The organism is Mycobacterium sp. NGS54, from assembly GCF_059812465.1.
The window spans coordinates 1-17,020 of sequence record NZ_JCALCS010000014.1; the positions used below are offsets into that span (position 1 = coordinate 1).

Annotated in this window: 14 protein-coding genes and 6 pseudogenes; 5 read left to right on the forward strand and 15 right to left on the reverse strand. The window is 61.6% G+C overall.

Annotated features, from left to right (window positions below):
* Positions 1-896: IS1634 family transposase (locus AC5Y5E_RS30120; protein ID WP_499907679.1), on the reverse strand; the 896-nt coding region annotated here is incomplete at its 3' end.
* Positions 897-986: 90 nt separating this feature from the next.
* Here AC5Y5E_RS30120 and AC5Y5E_RS30125 point away from each other — a divergent pair.
* Positions 987-1,261, forward strand: a pseudogene (locus AC5Y5E_RS30125) (IS1380 family transposase); the annotation flags it as partial.
* A 73-nt stretch (positions 1,262-1,334) separates the two neighbouring features.
* Here the strand turns inward: AC5Y5E_RS30125 and AC5Y5E_RS30130 are convergent.
* Positions 1,335-2,312: pseudogene (locus AC5Y5E_RS30130) on the reverse strand (GDP-L-fucose synthase family protein).
* Positions 2,309-3,331, reverse strand: coding sequence for a GDP-mannose 4,6-dehydratase (gene gmd / locus AC5Y5E_RS30135; RefSeq protein WP_499907653.1), 1,023 nt, complete (start codon positions 3,329-3,331; stop codon positions 2,309-2,311). The pseudogene AC5Y5E_RS30130 and the gene gmd overlap by 4 nt, the downstream one beginning before the upstream one ends.
* A gap of 228 nt (positions 3,332-3,559) precedes the next feature.
* Between gmd and AC5Y5E_RS30140 the strand changes: the two genes are divergently transcribed.
* A complete protein-coding gene (locus AC5Y5E_RS30140; RefSeq protein ID WP_499907655.1) occupies positions 3,560-4,138 on the forward strand; it encodes a hypothetical protein in 579 nt (192 codons plus the stop codon).
* 226 nt (positions 4,139-4,364) lie between these two features.
* Complete coding sequence (locus AC5Y5E_RS30145) at positions 4,365-4,778, forward strand: hypothetical protein (RefSeq protein ID WP_499907657.1); 414 nt, start codon at positions 4,365-4,367, stop codon at positions 4,776-4,778.
* Between the two features lie 338 nt (positions 4,779-5,116).
* Here AC5Y5E_RS30145 and AC5Y5E_RS30150 read toward each other — a convergent pair whose 3' ends face one another.
* From AC5Y5E_RS30150 to AC5Y5E_RS30190, 9 genes and pseudogenes are all read right to left on the reverse strand, one after another.
* Positions 5,117-6,286, reverse strand: a complete 1,170-nt coding sequence (locus AC5Y5E_RS30150; RefSeq protein WP_499907659.1) for an IS30 family transposase — start codon at positions 6,284-6,286, stop codon at positions 5,117-5,119.
* A 134-nt stretch (positions 6,287-6,420) separates the two neighbouring features.
* Positions 6,421-7,754 (reverse strand): annotated as a pseudogene (locus AC5Y5E_RS30155) (IS256 family transposase); the annotation flags it as partial.
* Positions 7,755-7,863: 109 nt separating this feature from the next.
* Positions 7,864-8,004, reverse strand: a complete 141-nt coding sequence (locus AC5Y5E_RS30160) for a hypothetical protein (protein WP_499907661.1) — start codon at positions 8,002-8,004, stop codon at positions 7,864-7,866.
* A gap of 236 nt (positions 8,005-8,240) precedes the next feature.
* Positions 8,241-9,200 carry a TylF/MycF/NovP-related O-methyltransferase gene (locus AC5Y5E_RS30165; RefSeq protein WP_499907663.1) on the reverse strand — a complete coding sequence of 320 codons (960 nt, stop codon included), beginning with the start codon at positions 9,198-9,200 and terminating at the stop codon, positions 8,241-8,243.
* Between the two features lie 555 nt (positions 9,201-9,755).
* The gene (locus AC5Y5E_RS30170; protein WP_499907665.1) at positions 9,756-9,896 is read right to left on the reverse strand and encodes a hypothetical protein; all 141 of its coding nucleotides are present in this window, start codon (positions 9,894-9,896) and stop codon (positions 9,756-9,758) included.
* A gap of 48 nt (positions 9,897-9,944) precedes the next feature.
* Positions 9,945-10,961, reverse strand: coding sequence for an STELLO glycosyltransferase family protein (locus tag AC5Y5E_RS30175; protein ID WP_499907667.1), 1,017 nt, complete (start codon positions 10,959-10,961; stop codon positions 9,945-9,947).
* On the reverse strand, positions 10,958-12,802 hold the full coding sequence (locus AC5Y5E_RS30180) for a hypothetical protein (protein WP_499907669.1): 1,845 nt from the start codon (positions 12,800-12,802) through the stop codon (positions 10,958-10,960). Before AC5Y5E_RS30180 ends, AC5Y5E_RS30175 begins: the two co-directional genes overlap by 4 nt.
* A gap of 335 nt (positions 12,803-13,137) precedes the next feature.
* Positions 13,138-13,392: a glycosyltransferase gene (locus AC5Y5E_RS30185; protein ID WP_499907671.1), complete on the reverse strand. Its 255-nt coding sequence runs from the start codon at positions 13,390-13,392 to the stop codon at positions 13,138-13,140.
* A 160-nt stretch (positions 13,393-13,552) separates the two neighbouring features.
* Positions 13,553-13,939, reverse strand: a pseudogene (locus AC5Y5E_RS30190) (glycosyltransferase); the annotation flags it as partial.
* A gap of 29 nt (positions 13,940-13,968) precedes the next feature.
* Between AC5Y5E_RS30190 and AC5Y5E_RS30195 the strand changes: the two are divergent.
* Complete coding sequence (locus AC5Y5E_RS30195) at positions 13,969-14,418, forward strand: helix-turn-helix domain-containing protein (RefSeq protein WP_499907673.1); 450 nt, start codon at positions 13,969-13,971, stop codon at positions 14,416-14,418.
* 21 nt (positions 14,419-14,439) lie between these two features.
* On the opposite strand, the pseudogene AC5Y5E_RS30200 reads toward AC5Y5E_RS30195, so the two are convergent.
* The 3 genes and pseudogenes from AC5Y5E_RS30200 to AC5Y5E_RS30210 form a co-directional block, all read right to left on the reverse strand.
* A pseudogene (locus AC5Y5E_RS30200) lies at positions 14,440-14,751 on the reverse strand (integrase core domain-containing protein); the annotation flags it as partial.
* A gap of 103 nt (positions 14,752-14,854) precedes the next feature.
* Positions 14,855-15,400 (reverse strand): annotated as a pseudogene (locus AC5Y5E_RS30205) (IS1634 family transposase); the annotation flags it as partial.
* Between the two features lie 317 nt (positions 15,401-15,717).
* Positions 15,718-15,912, reverse strand: a complete 195-nt coding sequence (locus AC5Y5E_RS30210; protein WP_499907675.1) for a hypothetical protein — start codon at positions 15,910-15,912, stop codon at positions 15,718-15,720.
* A gap of 136 nt (positions 15,913-16,048) precedes the next feature.
* Here AC5Y5E_RS30210 and AC5Y5E_RS30215 point away from each other — a divergent pair.
* Positions 16,049-17,020, forward strand: a 972-nt coding sequence (locus tag AC5Y5E_RS30215) for a hypothetical protein (RefSeq protein WP_499907677.1), incomplete at its 3' end; no start/stop codon positions are given.

Genomic DNA, 17,020 nt, shown 5'->3' on the forward strand with positions numbered 1-17,020 from the left:
TGGTGGTCACGCCATTCGCGCACAACATCGGGCAGAAACGGGATGCGGGTGCCCAAGATGAACGACGGCCCCGCGGCTTTGATCGCGACCTGGTTGGCCTCAGAGATCATGCCGGCGTCGGCGACGACGGTGACGTCGGTGAGCTGGTGGGCGGTCTTGAAGGCGTTGATGACCGGCAGCATGGTGGCGGTCTCGGCCTTGTTGCCCTCGAAGGCCTGCACGGTCAGCGGGAACCCCGCGGCGTCAGTCAACAATCCCAGGGTGATCTGGGGTTCCAGGCGGCGCTCCTTGGAGAAGCCGGGTTCGCGGAACCCGTCGCCGGCATCAGTTTCGAAGTACAGCGTGGAGACGTCGAAAAGCACCAGCGACGCCGGCCCCAACCCGGCGCGCCGCGCGCTGGCGACAGCCAATGCTTGGCGCCATTGCCGCTGGGCATAGCTCGGCAGGCGCCGCTTCACGGTGGCATAAGACGCGGGCTCGACACCGACCTCCGCGAGCACTCGTCCGGCATCGATCTTGCTGGTCGGTTCAATGATCCGTGCAAGCGCCAGATCACGAAACACAGTGTCGCCCTTGGTGGCCGACTCGAACCCCACGATCCGATACGCCGCGTACAGCGCCTCCCACAAGTGCGTCATCCGGGTAGAGGTGATCGGCAGCGGCTCAGATCCCGGCGGGGCGGTCACATCGAGATCGAGCACCGCCTGGTTGGCCGCCAACCGCTCGGCCGCGGCCGCCTTCAGCGCGGCCAGCTCGGCCTCATCATGAGCCGAGCCCACATGCTCGATGGAGCGTGACCCGCGCCGAGTGGACCACACGATCTGCACCGCGGTCGCCCCCGAAGCAGTCTTCACGGTGCGCACGTAGTGGCCACCCCGGCAGCCTAGGGCCTCGATTTAGTGCGCAAATTCTGCCCGAAGCAACCAACAAACAGCAGTTCAGGGCTCTGCGATGGTCGTCAATCCGGAAACGTGAGCCAAGTCAGGCTGGAATTGGCTGAGCAGACGGGGCTTTCGAGTTGATCGGCGAACATAGGGAGCTGTTGTCTACCCAGGGTGAAATCTGGGGCGGTGAACCCCGGTCGACAGGCTGACCTCGATCATCGCCGCGATGGTCTGCGGCACGGACAGGATCGATGATGCGGGCCTGCTGCACGCCACAGGTGTTCGACGAGGTGTCCGCACCCTCAACGTTGGGAATCTTCTTGCGCGAGTTCAGCTTCGGATATGCCAACCAGCTCGCGGTGGTGACCCGCGCGCACCAAAGGCGTTCGCCGCGTGTACGGCGCTGCGCCCGGTATCGAGCAGCGCCTTGTCCGCCTGACCCTGTATACGCTAAATGGGATCACGCCCGGCCTCACCGACGTTCGCGCGATACCACGTCACCGTTGCCTCGATGCCGGCATGCAGCGGGATGCTCGGTTGCCATCTCGCCGCGCGCAGAACCGACACGTCGAGCAGTTTGCGTGGTGTTCCGTCCGGTTTGGTTGGGTCCCAGCGCGTTTCGCCGGTATACCCCACCGCTTTGGCGACCATATCGGCGATCTCACTGATGGTGTGGTCGATACCGGTACCAACGTTGATGTGATTTGGCCCGTCGAAGTGCTCCAAAAGGTAAAGACATGCGCTCGCCAGGTCATCAACGTGCATGAGTTCCCGCCGTGGAGTTCCGGTGCCCCAGTTCGTCACCGCCGGCGCGCCGCCGGCTTTGGCCTCCTCGTACCTGCCGATGAGCGCTGGCAGCACGTGCGAGCCTGACGGGGAAAAGTTGTCGCTCGGTCCGTACAAGTTGGTGGGCATCGCAGAGATCCACGCCAGACCGTATTGCCGCCTGACCGCCTGGACCTGAAGGATGCCGGCGATCTTGGCGATCGCGTATGCGTCGTTGGTCGGCTCCAGCGGGCCGGTCAGCAGTGCGCTCTCCTTGATGGGCTGCGGAGCGAATTTGGTTTATATGCAAGAGGATCCGAGAAACAGCAGCCGCGGCACTCGCGCCGCCACGGCAGCGTCGAGCAGATTGACCTGGATCTGGAGGTTTTCCGAGAGGAATTCAGCGGGATAGGTGCTGTTGGCCACGATGCCGCCGACTCGGGCCGCAGCATCGACGACGACCTGTGGCCTTGAGTCGAGAACGAAGTCAAATGTCGCGGCCCGATCCGTCAGATCGAGTTCTTTGTGTGACCGCACAAGAAGATTGGTGAATCCCTCGGCCTCAAGCCTGCGTAATAGGGCAGACCCGACCAGCCCGCGGTGCCCGGCGATGTAGATCGGAGATGCGCGGTCAAGGACGCCGACTGATGCGTCCGTCATCATGTCTGGCTACCCGGCGTCGGCTTGTCGATCCATGGCTTGCCCTCGCAGTCCAATGCTTCGATATCGGCGTCTACCATGATCCGCACCAGATCGGACGTGTGCACAGTGGCTTTCCACCCCAGCGATTCGGCAGCTTTGGTGGCATCGCCTATCAGCGAATCCACTTCCGTGGGACGCAGATAGCGCTCATCGAATTTCACGTGCTTTTGCCAGTCGAGTCCGGCATGGTCGAACGCGGTCTGAGCGAACTCGCGCACAGTGTAACCGCGCCCCGTGGCCAAAACGAAGTCCTGGGGCTCGGGAGCCTGCAGCATCCGCCACATCCCTTCGACATACTCCGGTGCGTACCCCCAGTCGCGGACAGCATCGAGGTTGCCCAGGTAGACGTCTGCCTGGACGCCAGCCTTGATACGCGCGACGGCTCGCGTGATCTTTCGGGTCACGAATGTTTCACCGCGCCGCGGCGATTCGTGATTAAACAAGATGCCGTTCACGGCGAACAACCCGTACGCTTCTCGATAGTTACGCGTCGCCCAATACGAGTAGACCTTTGCCGCGCCGTATGGTGAGCGCGGATAGAACGGTGTCTGCTCGTTCTGTGGCGGCGGTGACGCGCCGAACATCTCCGACGAGGAGGCTTGATAGATCCGGCAGCCCACCTTGGAAAGGCGAACGGCCTCTAGCAGTCGTATCGATCCCATCCCCGTGGTGTCGCCGGTGTGCACCGGTTCGTCGAAGCTGACGCGCACATGCGACTGCGCCGCAAGGTTATACACCTCGTCGGGGTCAATGGTGGTGAGCAAGGTGACCAAGCGGGTGCCGTCGGCGAGGTCGCCGTAGTGCAAGAACAATCGTGCGTGCTGTTGGTGTCGGTCAACGTAGAGGTGGTCAATCCGCGAAGTGTTGAACGTCGAAGCTCGACGGATGAGCCCGTGAACCTCATAACCCTTGCTCAGCAGCAGCTCGGCCAGATAGGACCCGTCCTGTCCGGTGATCCCAGTTATAAGCGCTCGCTTCACCGGATTCCCACTCCCATCGGTGCATGCTCGTCATCACATGTCCGGCATACCAACATCGTGGCCGTCTCACTCCTCGTTGTGCTAAAGCGGCCGGGCGTCGCTGTGGCTTCATGGTAGATGTTGGGCAAGCAAAAGTTGAGCGACGGCCCCGCAGTCCCCACGGAAAATAGCTGATCGCGGCAAGGCGCATCTCCCGAGCAAAGATGCTGTCCGCGTGGAATCCCGCGTTTGCAGTTCTTGGGCCAGCCCGGGCACGAGGTATTCGTCAACCTCCCCGGTAACTCGAGCATAGGGCGCATCGACCCGTATGTGTGTGTCGTTCCCGTTCTGAACTTCTATTTGCTGAGCGAACAACGGGCCGCAGCAATCGGCGAACCCTGGGTTCTGGGAGCCATTCCAGAGCACATCATCGAAGACGCGCGGGCCGGGCAGTGCCTCCAGCTACTCGACCTTTCCAACGAAGCGGCGCCGTATGTTGAGGATGTGTTCGATGCGATGCACGCTTCGGCGAATGCTCTTCACATTCGACCGAGCTCGACCCTCCTGGCGACCCAAAATCGTCGGTTAGCTGCGCAGGAGCGTTCGCGGCACGGAGCCGCGTCAATCGGTCTTGCCTGCTACGACTACTTCATCCTTGCTATGGCGACGCTCTTCGACCTCGACGATACGTCCTTCGAGGAAACGCTCGGCTTTCATCCTGACAAGATCGAGGCGGCCATCAACGCGGACAAGCGGACAAGGAGTACATGTTCCTCTGCCTCAACACAACGGCGCGACCACACCGAGTCGCGTTCGTCGCCCTCCTGAATGCCTTGGGGATCCGGTCCGACGTTCTCTTGTCGTTCCATGGCAACGGCGCCGGCGGAAAGGTAGCCGTCAATGATCTCCGAGAAGTCCGCGGCACGCTGGAACAGCTGGATGCTCTGTCGCTCCTCGAAGAGGCCGAGCGAGTCCTGGAAGCGGAGCCCGTCTTCGCTGACAGCGCGAGAAGCGGGGTAACGCGTTGCATGACGCAATAGATCTCGCCCCATACGTGACCACGGCCTTCTCGCTCGTCACTGAGACGGACTTCACCAACGGGGAGATCGCCCGCGTGACTGAAAAGACGGTGAAGGCGCTATGCCTCGGCCATCCCGTCGTGGTGGTTGGAAACCCGGCCTCGCTACCGCTTGTGAGGGAACTGGGGTTCGAGACCTTCAGCCCGTTTCTCGACGAGAGCTACGATGCGGCGGAGACGGCGCGAGAACGCTTCGCCCGTCTGACAGCCGAACTGGTGAGGCTGACTGAGAAGCCGCGCGGTACGCCGCTGCGCCTCGAGTCGGAACTCCAGGACATCTGCCGAAGGAATGTCCGGCACGCTAGAGGAGGGCTGCTCCGGGCGTATCGCAAGAACGTGGAGGCGCCGTTTGTCCTCGACGTGCGAGAGCGTCTTAGCAGCCTAAAGTAATCGAGTGCTTCGCCGGCTAGCCGTTGGCCTGCGTTCACGGCATTGGCCTCGCCGTCCGCGCCGGGGCGTCAGGGCGGGTTTACGGCCGGGCGGTCACGGCCGTAGCGGTCATTGGCACCGGGGCGTTCGCCATGTCTTTCGTCGCGCTGCGTGACCTTGATCTCTATCGGTTACGGCCAAACCGCGGCGTGGGTCTTTCCGGCGATTGTCGACATGGCCATCGCCGTCAGGTGGCGTCCGGAAACCGGTGTAGTGTCAACGGCGGCCGAAAATTGACCCCCTTTCGACGGGCGGGTTCTAAAGTGAATTCGTCCGGTTGTCGCAACACATTGACGGGATCAGGGTAGTCCGCGGGTGAAGACCAGCTCGGGTGTCTGCCAGTTGAGGATCTTGCGGGGTCGGCTGTTGAGGAGCTTCTCGGCGCGAGCCAGATCGTCGGTCGTGTAGGCGGATAGATCTTTGCCCTTCGGAAAGAACTGGCGCAGAAGACCATTAGTGTTCTCGTTGGTCCCACGCTGCCAGGGACTGGCGGGTTCTGCAAAGAACACGCCCTCCTCGAAGTGCTCAGCAAGCAGATCGTGGCGAGCCATCTCCGAGCCCTGGTCCCACGTCAAGGTGCGCCGGGCGGCCTCGGGCAGTGCGGCCAGGACGTGCTCGAAGGCATCGGTGAACATCTCGGCGCTGTGACCGTGCGGAAGGTGAATCAGCCGCACCACGCGGCTGGTCCGATCCACCAGCGTGCCGATCGCCGAACGACTGTGCTTGCCGACGATCAGATCACCCTCCCAATCGCCGATGCGAGTGCGCGTCTCGACGATCGGCGGACGGCGATGGATCAGCACCGCCGGAGCTACGAACCGCGGGGTGCGTTCGGTGGCGCTTCGGCGGCGCTTGCGCAACGGCCTGCCGGTGCGCAGCTTGGCCGTCAACACCCTGCTCAACCCGCCCTTGCGGCCCAAATACAGTGCCTGATAGATCGTTTCATGACAGATATGCCACTCCAGGCGGTCCGGATACTCCGCGCGTAGCCACGCACTGATCTGCTGCGGACTCCAGGTGTCTTCGAGCTTGTCGGCCACCAACTCCCGCAACTTCGGATCAACGATAAGGGACCCAGCGCGTTCTCGACGAGCGTTATCCCGGGCACGGGCGTGGGCGAGGTCAGCGTCGTAGACACCCTTGTCGTGTGGCTTGAGATGCCGGCGCAGCTCCCGCGAGACCGTCGACGGTGCCCGCCTGATTCGGCGGGCGATCTCGCGGATACCGTGCCCGTGCTCGCGCAAGGTCGCGATGCGCTGGCGCTCCAGCAACGTCAGGTAGCGCGACGAGCGCGCTTCTTCTGCCACCCGCGCCGGTGGCAGACCACCCGCCTCCGCGCGCCACCGATACCCGGTCTTACGGCCGATCCCGATTTGCCGGCAGGCCTCGACGGTGGCCACCCCGCCCAGGATCAGCTTCCAGTACTCGTCCTCCAAAATTAGCCGGCGCTTGCGGCCACGTCGCGTCATCTCCACACCCCTTCAATTAGCAGGAGTGTTGCGACAAGTCTTAGAACCCGCCCGTCGACACGGGGTCAGTTTTCAGGCGTCGCCGACATGTAGATCGGCCTGCGGAGGTTCTGGCTTCGGTGGGTGATGTTACGGGTGGCGCTGATTGTTTCGGTGGTGCTGCTCGCGGAGTCCGGGGGGTGCGTCGGCCGCAGTTGCTGAGGTGGTTGCAGCAGGCTGCGGCGCAGGTCTTGGAGCTGGCGCAGTCGGCGGGGGTCATGGCAAGTCCGCGCCAGCCGCGGGATGCACGGTCGAGCACGGCCCAGGCGATGCTGACACAGCTGGTCTCGCCTGGGAGGCGGCCGATAACCTTTGTGCGGCGGCGGGTTTCGCCGAAGGTGCGTTCGATGAAGTTCGAGTGGCGGATACGGTGATGATGCTCGGGCGGGAACCGCAGATAGGCCGTCAGGCCCTCGCGTTCGGTCAGCAGAATCTTCATCGCTGCCGGGTAGGTGGCCGCGTAGCGGGTAGCGAACGCGCTCAGCCGGGCATCGATGAGTTCGACCAGACGCGGGCCGGGCTCGGTGTTGAGGTCGGCGGTGTCGAACACGGCCCAGTAGCCGTCGCGGATCTCGGCCTGCATCCCGGCGGGGATCTTGGCCAGCACGTTACGCAGCCGGTGGATCAGGCAGCGTTGACGCAGCGCGGTCGGGAAGATCTGCTCAATCGCGCCGATCAGGTCGCGGGCACCGTCGGAGACGACCAGCAGCGGGCATGCTAGTCCCCGGTCGGTGAGATCGGTCAGAAAACCAGCCCAGGCGTCGGTGGACTCCACGACGCCAGGGGCCAGGCCCACAAAGACGGGCTTGCCCGCGGTGGTAATACCCCGCGCGGCCAGGATCGGCTCGGCTGGCGAGCCGGGATGCATCCGGAAGAACAAGGCATCCAGGAACAGGTAATCGAGCACGACATCGCCCAGGGGGCGCCGCGCCCAAGTGTCGTACTCGGTCTTGATCGCTTGGCATACCTGCGCCACAGTCGATTTCGAGATGGCGGCCTGATCACCGAGCGCATCGGCCAGGGTAGCCTCCACATCACGCACCGACCGCCCGCGTACGAACGAGGCGATCACCAACGATTCCAGCGCATTGGTCTTGGTGACGTGCTTGCTGAACAAGCGCGAGGCGAATGCGACCATCGTGCCGCGCAACTTGGGCCGCTCCAGGGTGACTGGGCCGGCGGTGGTCTTGACCATCGCTGGCCGATAGCCATTGCGCGCCCCGGGCTGCGCATCCGGCGCGGTGGCGCACCGTTGGTAGCGATCGCGGCCCAAGAACTCGGTTACCTCGGCCTCCAATGCGGCCTGCATCAGCAACTGTGCGCCCAGCCGGGCCACCTCCTCAAGGATCTCGAGCAACTCATGATCCGAGGCGAACAGCTCGTCGATCTTGGCGCGAACACGATCGGTCGGCGATACTCGGGCAGGCACGGGCGTAGGTCCTTTCACTTCGATGACTTGGCGGTCTCGAAGCAGGACCTACGCCCGGCCCCTTTTACACCGGCTTTCGGACGCGACCCACCAAACGCACTGAGCCCGTTTACACGTCCGGTCTGTCGGCGCCGGGACCGCGACCCCAGGTCCAGCCCGGCAATTCCTCGAGTCGGCGTGCGCGAGCGGGAACTTCGAAAAAGCCGCGGAGGGTCACGCCGCCGGAGAGGAACCCGATGTCTCGTCGCATGCCGCGAGCCTATGCTCGCGGCGTTCATCCAGCAGACTAGGCCCGGAGCGAGATCCCCAGCCGGCTAGCGACCGCGTCGCGATCAACTCCCTCGGCCTTCATCTGATCTACCTTTCCCGGGCGTTTAGGGAGCCGGGCTCGGGTTGTTCCTCTTCGCCTTCGTTTGAGTCACCTTCTCGCCCCCTCGGTCAGTCGCGACTTGCACGACGACTGACTCGAATGACCGAGTCGCGTCATCACTTGATCCGCACCAGAAAGTACTGCCCACTATGCATATAGATCGATAAAAACTTCTCGGCTATTTCACTTGCGATAAAGATGTCCAACGCGGCCTGCGCTCCGATTAGCAATGGGGTGTGGCCCGGGTCTTCCACGATGAGTATGCCGCCGATCGCGATTTTTGGGGCGAGCTTGACGAGTCCTGCATAGACAGCCTCAAGCTGATCGACATCAAGATTAGCTACAGCAATGGAATCGATTTCGCTCGGCAACTCGTCGGTGATGATGTTGTTTGTTACGACATGGACAGTGCGTCCCAGCAACGGCTGCTCGAATTCCTTCAGCCGACCTGACACGACCTCGATGCCCTCGGTGGCGTGACTGTTCGCCCATATGGCATCGGCGCTCGCCTGGGCAGCCGGGTACGTGAAGCCTTCGAAGACGTCCAGAAAATAGGACGGCCGATAAATATGAGCTTCCTGCATGTACCTGAGAGCGATTCGTCCGGAACTGCCGCGAAAGCAGCCAACCTCGACATAAGCACCCGCAAGGGAGCGGGTGGTCTGGAGTGCCTGGCAGATGTTCTCCGCGTCCCCGTAACCGAAATCGAACTTATCGAATTGCGCCTCGCGCTGAAAAGACCACTCGGATTCGATCGCAGACCGGGCGCGGTAGTCCTTATGCACCCATCGGGCGGGCTCCGCTCTAAATACGGGATGGAACTTGATGTGTCGTTCGATGAGCCACAGCACGAAGGGCAGGCCCTGGTCATCCTGGTCGACGGCGTAGATGACATACGCAAGCGGGGCGCCGGCCAAGACTGCGGGTTCATGCTTGCGAACGTCGATGATCTCGAGATCGAGCGAGGTGGTGAAATCTTGATCGATCAGGACGACGCGGCGGCCGACCTTGCCAACGAGCTGCTTGGCAGCATCCTGCTCGATCAGCTCAGTGGCGATGCGTCTGTTTGTGATCATCGCTCTATCCTGAGACATCCGCGCTCATCCTACACTGGACAATTAGCACGACATTGGACAATTAGCACGACGCCGATTCGGCGTGTCGTCTGCGGCATCTGCTCGCCCGTCGCCGACCATGACCCACCGATTCATCAAGCTGCTGCTGACGAATGGCCGGCTGAGGCACGCTGAAAGCAGCAAAGCACCGAAGAAACGCCTACCTCGCCCCAATGCGATCGCCACTAGGTCCACTTGGTCATTAGACGAGAGGCTTCAGTGGGTGCTCCGGCCTAGCCCGTCGACGACGCAGCGGCGATCTCGAAGGGTCCGGCTTCTGGCGAACGATCATGGCCTGCGGCAGCCGAGCGGGATCGTCCTCACGGACTGACATCTCGTTGGCGTGTCCCTGCATTGCCGTCTGTACCTCGGCCGGCGGAAAACTCGGTATCGGCAAACCATCGACCGCCGCACCTGTCGCGCTCTCGTAGAGCAGGGCAAACCAGTCTTCGTATTGCAAGTCCTTACGTGCTCGAAGATCGCGCTAAACTGATCATGCCCAAAACGGCGAGCCTGTCACGAAAGCTCGCCCACGGCAGCGTTGGCCCGCCGGGCGACCTCGACGTAGTTGTTGTCGACCTCCCTGGTCGATTCGGCGTGTCCCTCCGGACCACGACTGTCCTTCAGGGCGCCGATCTCGACATGCACGGAATCCATCCCTCCGTCAACGTTGCGAACCGCCGGGCGCGCCTACGAGAGGTCCCTTCAAGCCGGCGGCCTTCCGTTCGACGCCGAGGCCAGTTCTTCGAGCCAGAACCTTAGAAGCATCACCTCGTCAGGCTGCGTGATTCCCGCATCCGTAAGCGCCTCGTATGCGAGAGTGAGATTCTCCTCGACGCTAAGCTCTGGCCGAATGCTCGCGGTCACCAGCCCGATGCAGCTCTCGACGTCGAGGTAGCACGGGATTTCCGATTCAAAGTCTCTCATGTAGTCATGCGGATTACGCATCTGAGTAACCGACGCTCCCACGAAGCCCAGCTGGTAGCCGGCTAACCACATGACTGGTTGGGCGACGTAGCCGCGCAAGATGTCGGTGAAGCGGAACGTCACCGTACTCGGTAGGTAGAGCAGCGGGAATAGTTCAGCGCAAAACGCAGTGTTCTGCGAATTGAACGGACTGATGGTCCCACGTCCAAGAACCAACGGTGGCCGCTGCTCAAAGATGCATTCCTGACCGACGGTAAGTCGGTAGATCGCGTCTACGTCCGGGTCGCCGTCTGCGAGCCCTTGCCAGACGCCGACCGTTGCGTCGGCAGACCGAATGGTGGACAAATCGATCACGCTCGCTGGATCCAGAATTCTTTGCAAGGGCAGACCTCGCGGCCAGATATGTCGATCCGTGAAGCACCGATAGGTGTTCACGAAGCCTAGGTCGGGCGAGGTGCTCTCATACTCCCCTCGGAATGCGGGGAAGGACCAACCTTGTTTTGGGATGTTGTCATCATCCGTCTCGGCGATAACAGTGGCCCCGATCCTCACTGCTTCTACATACCCGAGCATCTTCCGTGAATAGTGGTTCTCCGGAAGGGCGCTCGCAAACGCAGACGTCTTTGGCTCCACCGGCAGGTAGGTGGCCCCCTCCAGATGCCAGTCAATGGGGCTCTTCCGGTCACCGACCACGACAGTGTGCCAGTCAGGCAAGTGCGCATATGCCTTTGTCGCGTTGCTAGGAGGGTTGATCGTCGTGATCACCACGACATTGTTCTTGGCTGCGACGCTCAAGCTACTTCCATTCGCCGAGACATTACCGAGTCGAGCAGACCAAGAAATACCGGGATAGATATGTTGTAATCAGAATAGTATTCAGATGTCACGTTTCTGATGTGTTCAGCAGTCGGCGCAAGAACGGTTGCTGAACTACCCACGTTGACCTCACCCCACCATTCCAACTGACGCAGGTGCCCGATGTTGGAATGCGCGATGCCGTCCTTGTCGGCAAGCCAGGTCAGCAGGGCCAGACCGCTGCCTATGACCGCGATGAAAAGGTCGCACGCGTACGCCCAGAGGAGGGTTTCGGAGAAGCTTGCCCGTGTACCGTCGACTATCTCCACGTCTAGATGCGCCACTGCCTTGCGAACATCGTCGACTGTCTCGTCGCAGTCCTTATATCCATCCAAGTAGATCAAGACATCGCGGCCATACTGAGCATCGAGACGCTCGGCCAGCGCAGCCACACCCTCGACCTGTTCCAACCAGACCTTGTTGTGCACACGCAAGTTGACGAAGAAGATGAACTTGGACGAAGACTGCGCGACGTTGAGCCGCTCCATCAGTCCGGTCGTGTCGCGAGCAGCGACGCGATGAGCTGCGCCATGCACACGGAGAGCGAGTGCTCGATCAACGGCTGTCGCGGTGGCCCGGACAGGTATGCGGCCATCATTGACGAGCCGCAAGAAGACCTCCGCCGAAGACGACAGCTCGACCACCGGACACGGCAGCTCGCCCGCAAAGATCTCGGTAAGCGAAATCCAGGGATTTACGGTCGTGTAGATCGCATCAACCCGCCCCAAGGCCTCGTTCCGTAGCAGCCATTCCACGCCGGAGACGTCGTTCCAGAAGTAGTGGCCGAGGTTCGCGATAACCCCCGACACCAGTGCAGGGCTGTGCTCCGATTGCCGGTAGCGTTGCACCTCCGCGGAGTACTCGAGGCACGAAGCGACGTACCGACAGATCACCTGTTGTGGGTCGACCCAGTCGCTACCGACCAGGTTCTGGTGGATGATCACGTCCCGATCGATCAACCACACAAAGGAAACGTTGCCGGCCCAGCCCAAACTCGTACCAACGAGAATCGGGTCTGACCCCGTGAATTCGTAGACCACAGTCGCCAGGACTGGCACGATGTCCAGTGCGTAACCGTTGGTGGTCTCTCGGGTTTCCCCGGTGAATGGATCCGGGATCGAAAGACGCGCCGAACGCACGAGCTCGTCTTGGAACCGATTGCTGAGCTTGGGTTTCCCGCTCAAGAGCCTTCGCTCGGAAGAAAGAGGCGCCTCGGAGTCCAGATCAACTGGAGTGTTGTTCTGCTGGAATATCGACTGTAGAGCGGCGAGGTCGAGACCTATCGTTTGGAGCGTCTCCGCGTGACGGGGAAGCGCGTCGTAGGAAAAAATCTCAATGTCGGCACTACCGAACAATGCCGAATCGATCTCTGCCACAGACGGGATTTCGGGGAGTGGTTGCTGAGGCGCAATGCTTGGATCAAGGTCAAGCCCCGCAAGAATTTGCTCACGTCTTGCTCGGTGGGTCGCTGCTGTCGCATCTTCCCGCAGCAAGGGGCCATATTCGATCGCAAGCAAATCGAAACTGGAGAACTTGCTGCGGATGACTAGCTTGGCTGCAACCGGCACCGAGATCGCGAACCGAAGCACGGCACGATACGCTCGCGTCGATACTCGGCGCGAGCACAAGAGCTCGCCCCCCTCGCACCAGACGTGCACCGTGATGTCCGGAAGCTTCGTCCACGTACCCATCCGAAACCAGACGACGACCTCCTGTTCGCCGGCGTCAAGTGCGACATCGTAGGACGTGACGGTTGCGTCCGGCGCAAGGGCGAAAGCCAAGGCCCCTTCGGGGCCTGAAGTGACGCCAGGCCCAAGGGTGCACTCCGAAAGGTCAATCGTTGAACGGCTCACGCGACCCCGTGCCCAATCCTCCGCCCGCTGCTCCGCTTGATCGACCAGAGTTCCCGCACTTGGATCCCGCAGGCCCTGCTGCTCCCTCGTACGCCATGGTCGCCATTCTCCCTCCGTCGCGGGCCGCTTGCTGCCTGATCGCCTTCGAACTTATGCCGGTTCGACCGCGAACCCGAGTGGGATCCGAGGTCGCGGCTCGCACGTTTGGCGCCCGCGTCGCCTCACGATAACCCGACGGCCCAGTGAGCATGCGACGGCCCCGGTCATGCGCTCGGCTCGTACCAGGTCGCCCACCCTGCTTTCTTGAAGCGGAAGCAGAGGTCGAGATCCTCCATGTACATCCAGTAGCCCTCGTCGAAGTTTCCGACCTCGTTGAGGGCGGCTCGACGCATAAGCATAAAGGCGCCGTTGACCGCATCGACGGGGCCCTGCTCGACGTCCGGTGCGCGGTACTGGGCAAGCGGGCCGCGTTCGAGCCGCCGGCCGACGCCGCTGAAGTGGCCAAGTGCGCCGAGCACGGTCGGGAACGAACACGCGCCGCATGGTCGAACGTGCCATCCGGCTGCTCAGGTCTCGGGCCTGCGATTCCGATCTCTGGGTGCTTCGCCATGAGCGCGAGGAGTGTCGCGATCGTGTTCTCGCGGAGCTCGGTATCGGGGTTGAGCGCAGCACGTACGCAGCGTTCCCAGCCGTCATACCACGGCTGGTCGCCCGCGCAAAACCTGCGTTCTCTCCATTCTCAATCAGCGAGACCGCCGGGAACTCGTTCTGCACCATCTTCACCGTCCCGTCACGCGAGTCGTTGTCGACGACCCAAACGTTGGTGTCGGACGGCGACTGGCGCTCGAGGCTCGCGAGGCATCGGAAGAGATGGTCCCGGCAGCGATAGGCGACGATCACGATGTCAAGCGCATCAACTGGTCTGCGGGTTCCTCCGGCTACGGATCTGACGTCAGTGGGCAACATCGGCCTTCGTCGGAGTACGCCGGGCGGGTTCGCCTGCGACTGGATACGGAGAAGGAGGTGTCTGAGTTCGGCACATCGTTCACACCTGTCTCGGGACATCGTTCACACCCGACGACAAGGGTCGAGCGATGGGAATGCCACAGCTGGTGGTCACGGCCGTGCTGGTCGAAGGACGCAATAAAAGTGAGGTTGCCCGCGACTACGGGATCTCTCGGCGGTGGGTCATCACCCTCGTCCAGCGCTACCTGGCTGAAGGCGAAGCCGGCCTACGACCACGCCCACGAAGACCGCTGCGCAGCCCCAACCGCATCGCCCACGACATCGAAGACGAGGTCATCGCGTTACGAAAACAACTCGAGCGCGACGGGCATGAGGCCGGCGCCGCGACGATCGCGTTTCACCTTCACCATCGCCACGGCGTCAGCCCGGCGGCATCCACGATCTGGCGGATCCTCTCGGCGCGAGGCTTCGTCACCGCCCAGCCGCACAAACGCCCCAAAAGCAGCTATATCCGCTTCGCCGCCGAACTGATTCGCCCCGGGTTTGATTCCCACCGGTTATTGGTGTGCAGCCTCTGATTGGGCTGTGTTTGTATTGAACTACCCCAGGTTTTGTTCCTCGGTTGCGAGAGCCGGGGTTGGCTGGCTCGCGTCATGTGAGGCGCCGGTGACGGCGGTCTCGTACTCGGCTGGCGTCAAGTAGCCGAGAGCTTCGTGCAGGCGTTCCTGGTTGTACCAGGCCACCAATTCGGCGGTCGATAGTTCGACGTCGTCGATCCAGCGCCACGGTCTGCCGCGGTTGATGAGCTCGGTTTTGTAGGCGGCGTTGACTGCTTCAGCGAGGGCGTTGTCATAACTGTCGCCGCGCGACCCGACCGAGGGGGCGATCCCGAGTTCGGCCAGCCGGTCCGCCGGATCGCCACCGGCGATCAAGATGTCCTGGACTTCGAGGTGCCCGCTCCAGCAGCACCCCCAGCTCAGCATCAGTATGGGCAGAACCGACATGCTCGACCTTGAAGCACTTGGCCGCGACGGCATCGCGGTAGTTACCGGTATTGATCTTCGACAGATGACGCTGAATGGTCTTGTAGGACAACGTGTCTGCACCCAAATCTGTGAGCACCCGTGCAGCATCGGCCTTGCTGGTCGGTTCCACCAGCCGCGCGATCACCAGGTCCCGGAACACCGCATCATCGACGATGTCGAAGCCGAGCCAGTCATAGACCACACCGAGGGTGTCGTACAGAAGGCGCGAACAGGTCGACGTGGTGCGTCCCGGTGGCACCGGCTCTCCCTTGGGGACACCCGCCGACAACGCAAGCGTGCCGGTCCGCCAGTCGGCGACATCTTCAACACGCTGGGTGCGGGCGGCCACCTCGATATCGAGAGCGCCTTGATCCTGCGCGGCGATCCGGCGGCCCTGCTCAAGCAGAACCCCCAGTTGGGCATCGGTGTGGGCTGAGCCGGCATGGGCCAGAATCGTTCGTTGACCTCGATGTTTACGCACGACCTGCACCGCGACCGCACCCGAGGCCGGGTGCACCTTCCGCACGTACGCCACCGCCCGAACCTACCCGCTTAGTGCCCCAAACGGGGCACTAAAGACCGAGAACCCGCAGGTCAGCGAATCGGCAATCCAAAAATTGGCCGACCAGGTCCTAAGTCAGGAGGCGCTTTATATCTCCCCAACTTTAGCGAAACTCCCTTTCGCATCCTTGGGTGTTGATGGAGTCGTCGAACTCGATACTGCCGCGCCCGGTTCTGGCATTCCGCGGGGCTGCGCGTTCATGGCGTGGGGAGGGAACTCAAACTACGGCCATTTCTTGATCCGACTGTCTGACCACGCGGGTGCGCCAGCGGCGTATACCCGTCCCCCTGTCATAGCCTGGCCAGTGCTTTCGGCATCGCGAGCACCGGCTTGCCTGCGATGCCTTCGGCCGCACCGACAACACCAGTACCTCGCTGGTGGATTGGGTCTTCCCCCGTGAGGACTCGGTCTGGATCTCCATCCTCGATCACCACGTCTTGGCGTCCAAGGGCCTCGGCGAATACCCTGGACTTGCGCAACGCCATACCTCCCTGCTCGTCTTGAACCTTTAGCGGTCCAAAACGTAAGCAGGATATGCGTCGCGCCCAAACCCGCAGGTCAGCCGACCCACGGTTTTTGGCAGAAGAGCCGACGCCACCATGATGAACCGACCGAGGACCAATGAAGCTGATCATTCACATTGGCTGGCACAAGACGGGAACAACCGCACTCCAGAACTTCTGTTGGAAGAACCGTGCGACTCTCGCAAGCAAAAAGGTCATCTTCCCTGAGACGGGCCTGCTGACAGTCGCACACCATCGGATTCCATGGTCGGTGCAGCACGAGAAGCGAAACCCATGGGCATTTAGCTCTGGCCACTCACATGAGGATGCCTCGCTCGTGGAAAGCATGCTAGCTGAATGCAGAGGGCGCGGCGCGACTACGGCCGTTATTAGTTCTGAAGAGTTCTGCCTTCTTAAAGAGGAAGAGATTCGTTTACTCGGCACATTCTTGGTAGCTGAGGACGTCACCATTGTTGCCTACTTGAGAAGTCAGGATGAGCTCCTGGACTCATTTTACCGAATGTTAGTGCGATGGGCTCCTGGGGCTGAGCAGCGCACCTGCGAAGACTTTGACGAATTCATGGAAGAACAGCTAGCGCCTAACTTTATTAATTATTACAATACCATCTCGCGATGGAGTCAGGTCTTCGGAACCGAGCGGATAGTCCTCCGAAAGTATGACCGCAGCACCATGATGGGTGGGGATATTGCTATTGATTTCATGAACACAATTGGAGTTGATGTCGGAGCCGCGTGGTGGAGAGGTTCCGACGATGCGAACCCCTCACTCGGTGCATACGCCACGGAGTATCTTAGATATACAAATAGTCTCCCAGTCAGCCTAGATGTTCATGAGCGACTCGTTGAGTGCCTTCGCGAAGTCGAGATGGATTTGAAGCTGGAGCGATTTACGTATATCGATCATGGTCGTCTGGAGCGTATCCGCGATGCGGTGGAAGATGGTAACCGGCTGTTGCGGCGCCAATTCGGCATTGACGTTTCCGTTCCGTCTAGTAAGCCAGGAGAATTGGTTCCTGATATCAGGGACGTAGTCGTAGGATTGTCGGCGGCCGTGATTGAGAAGCTTGGG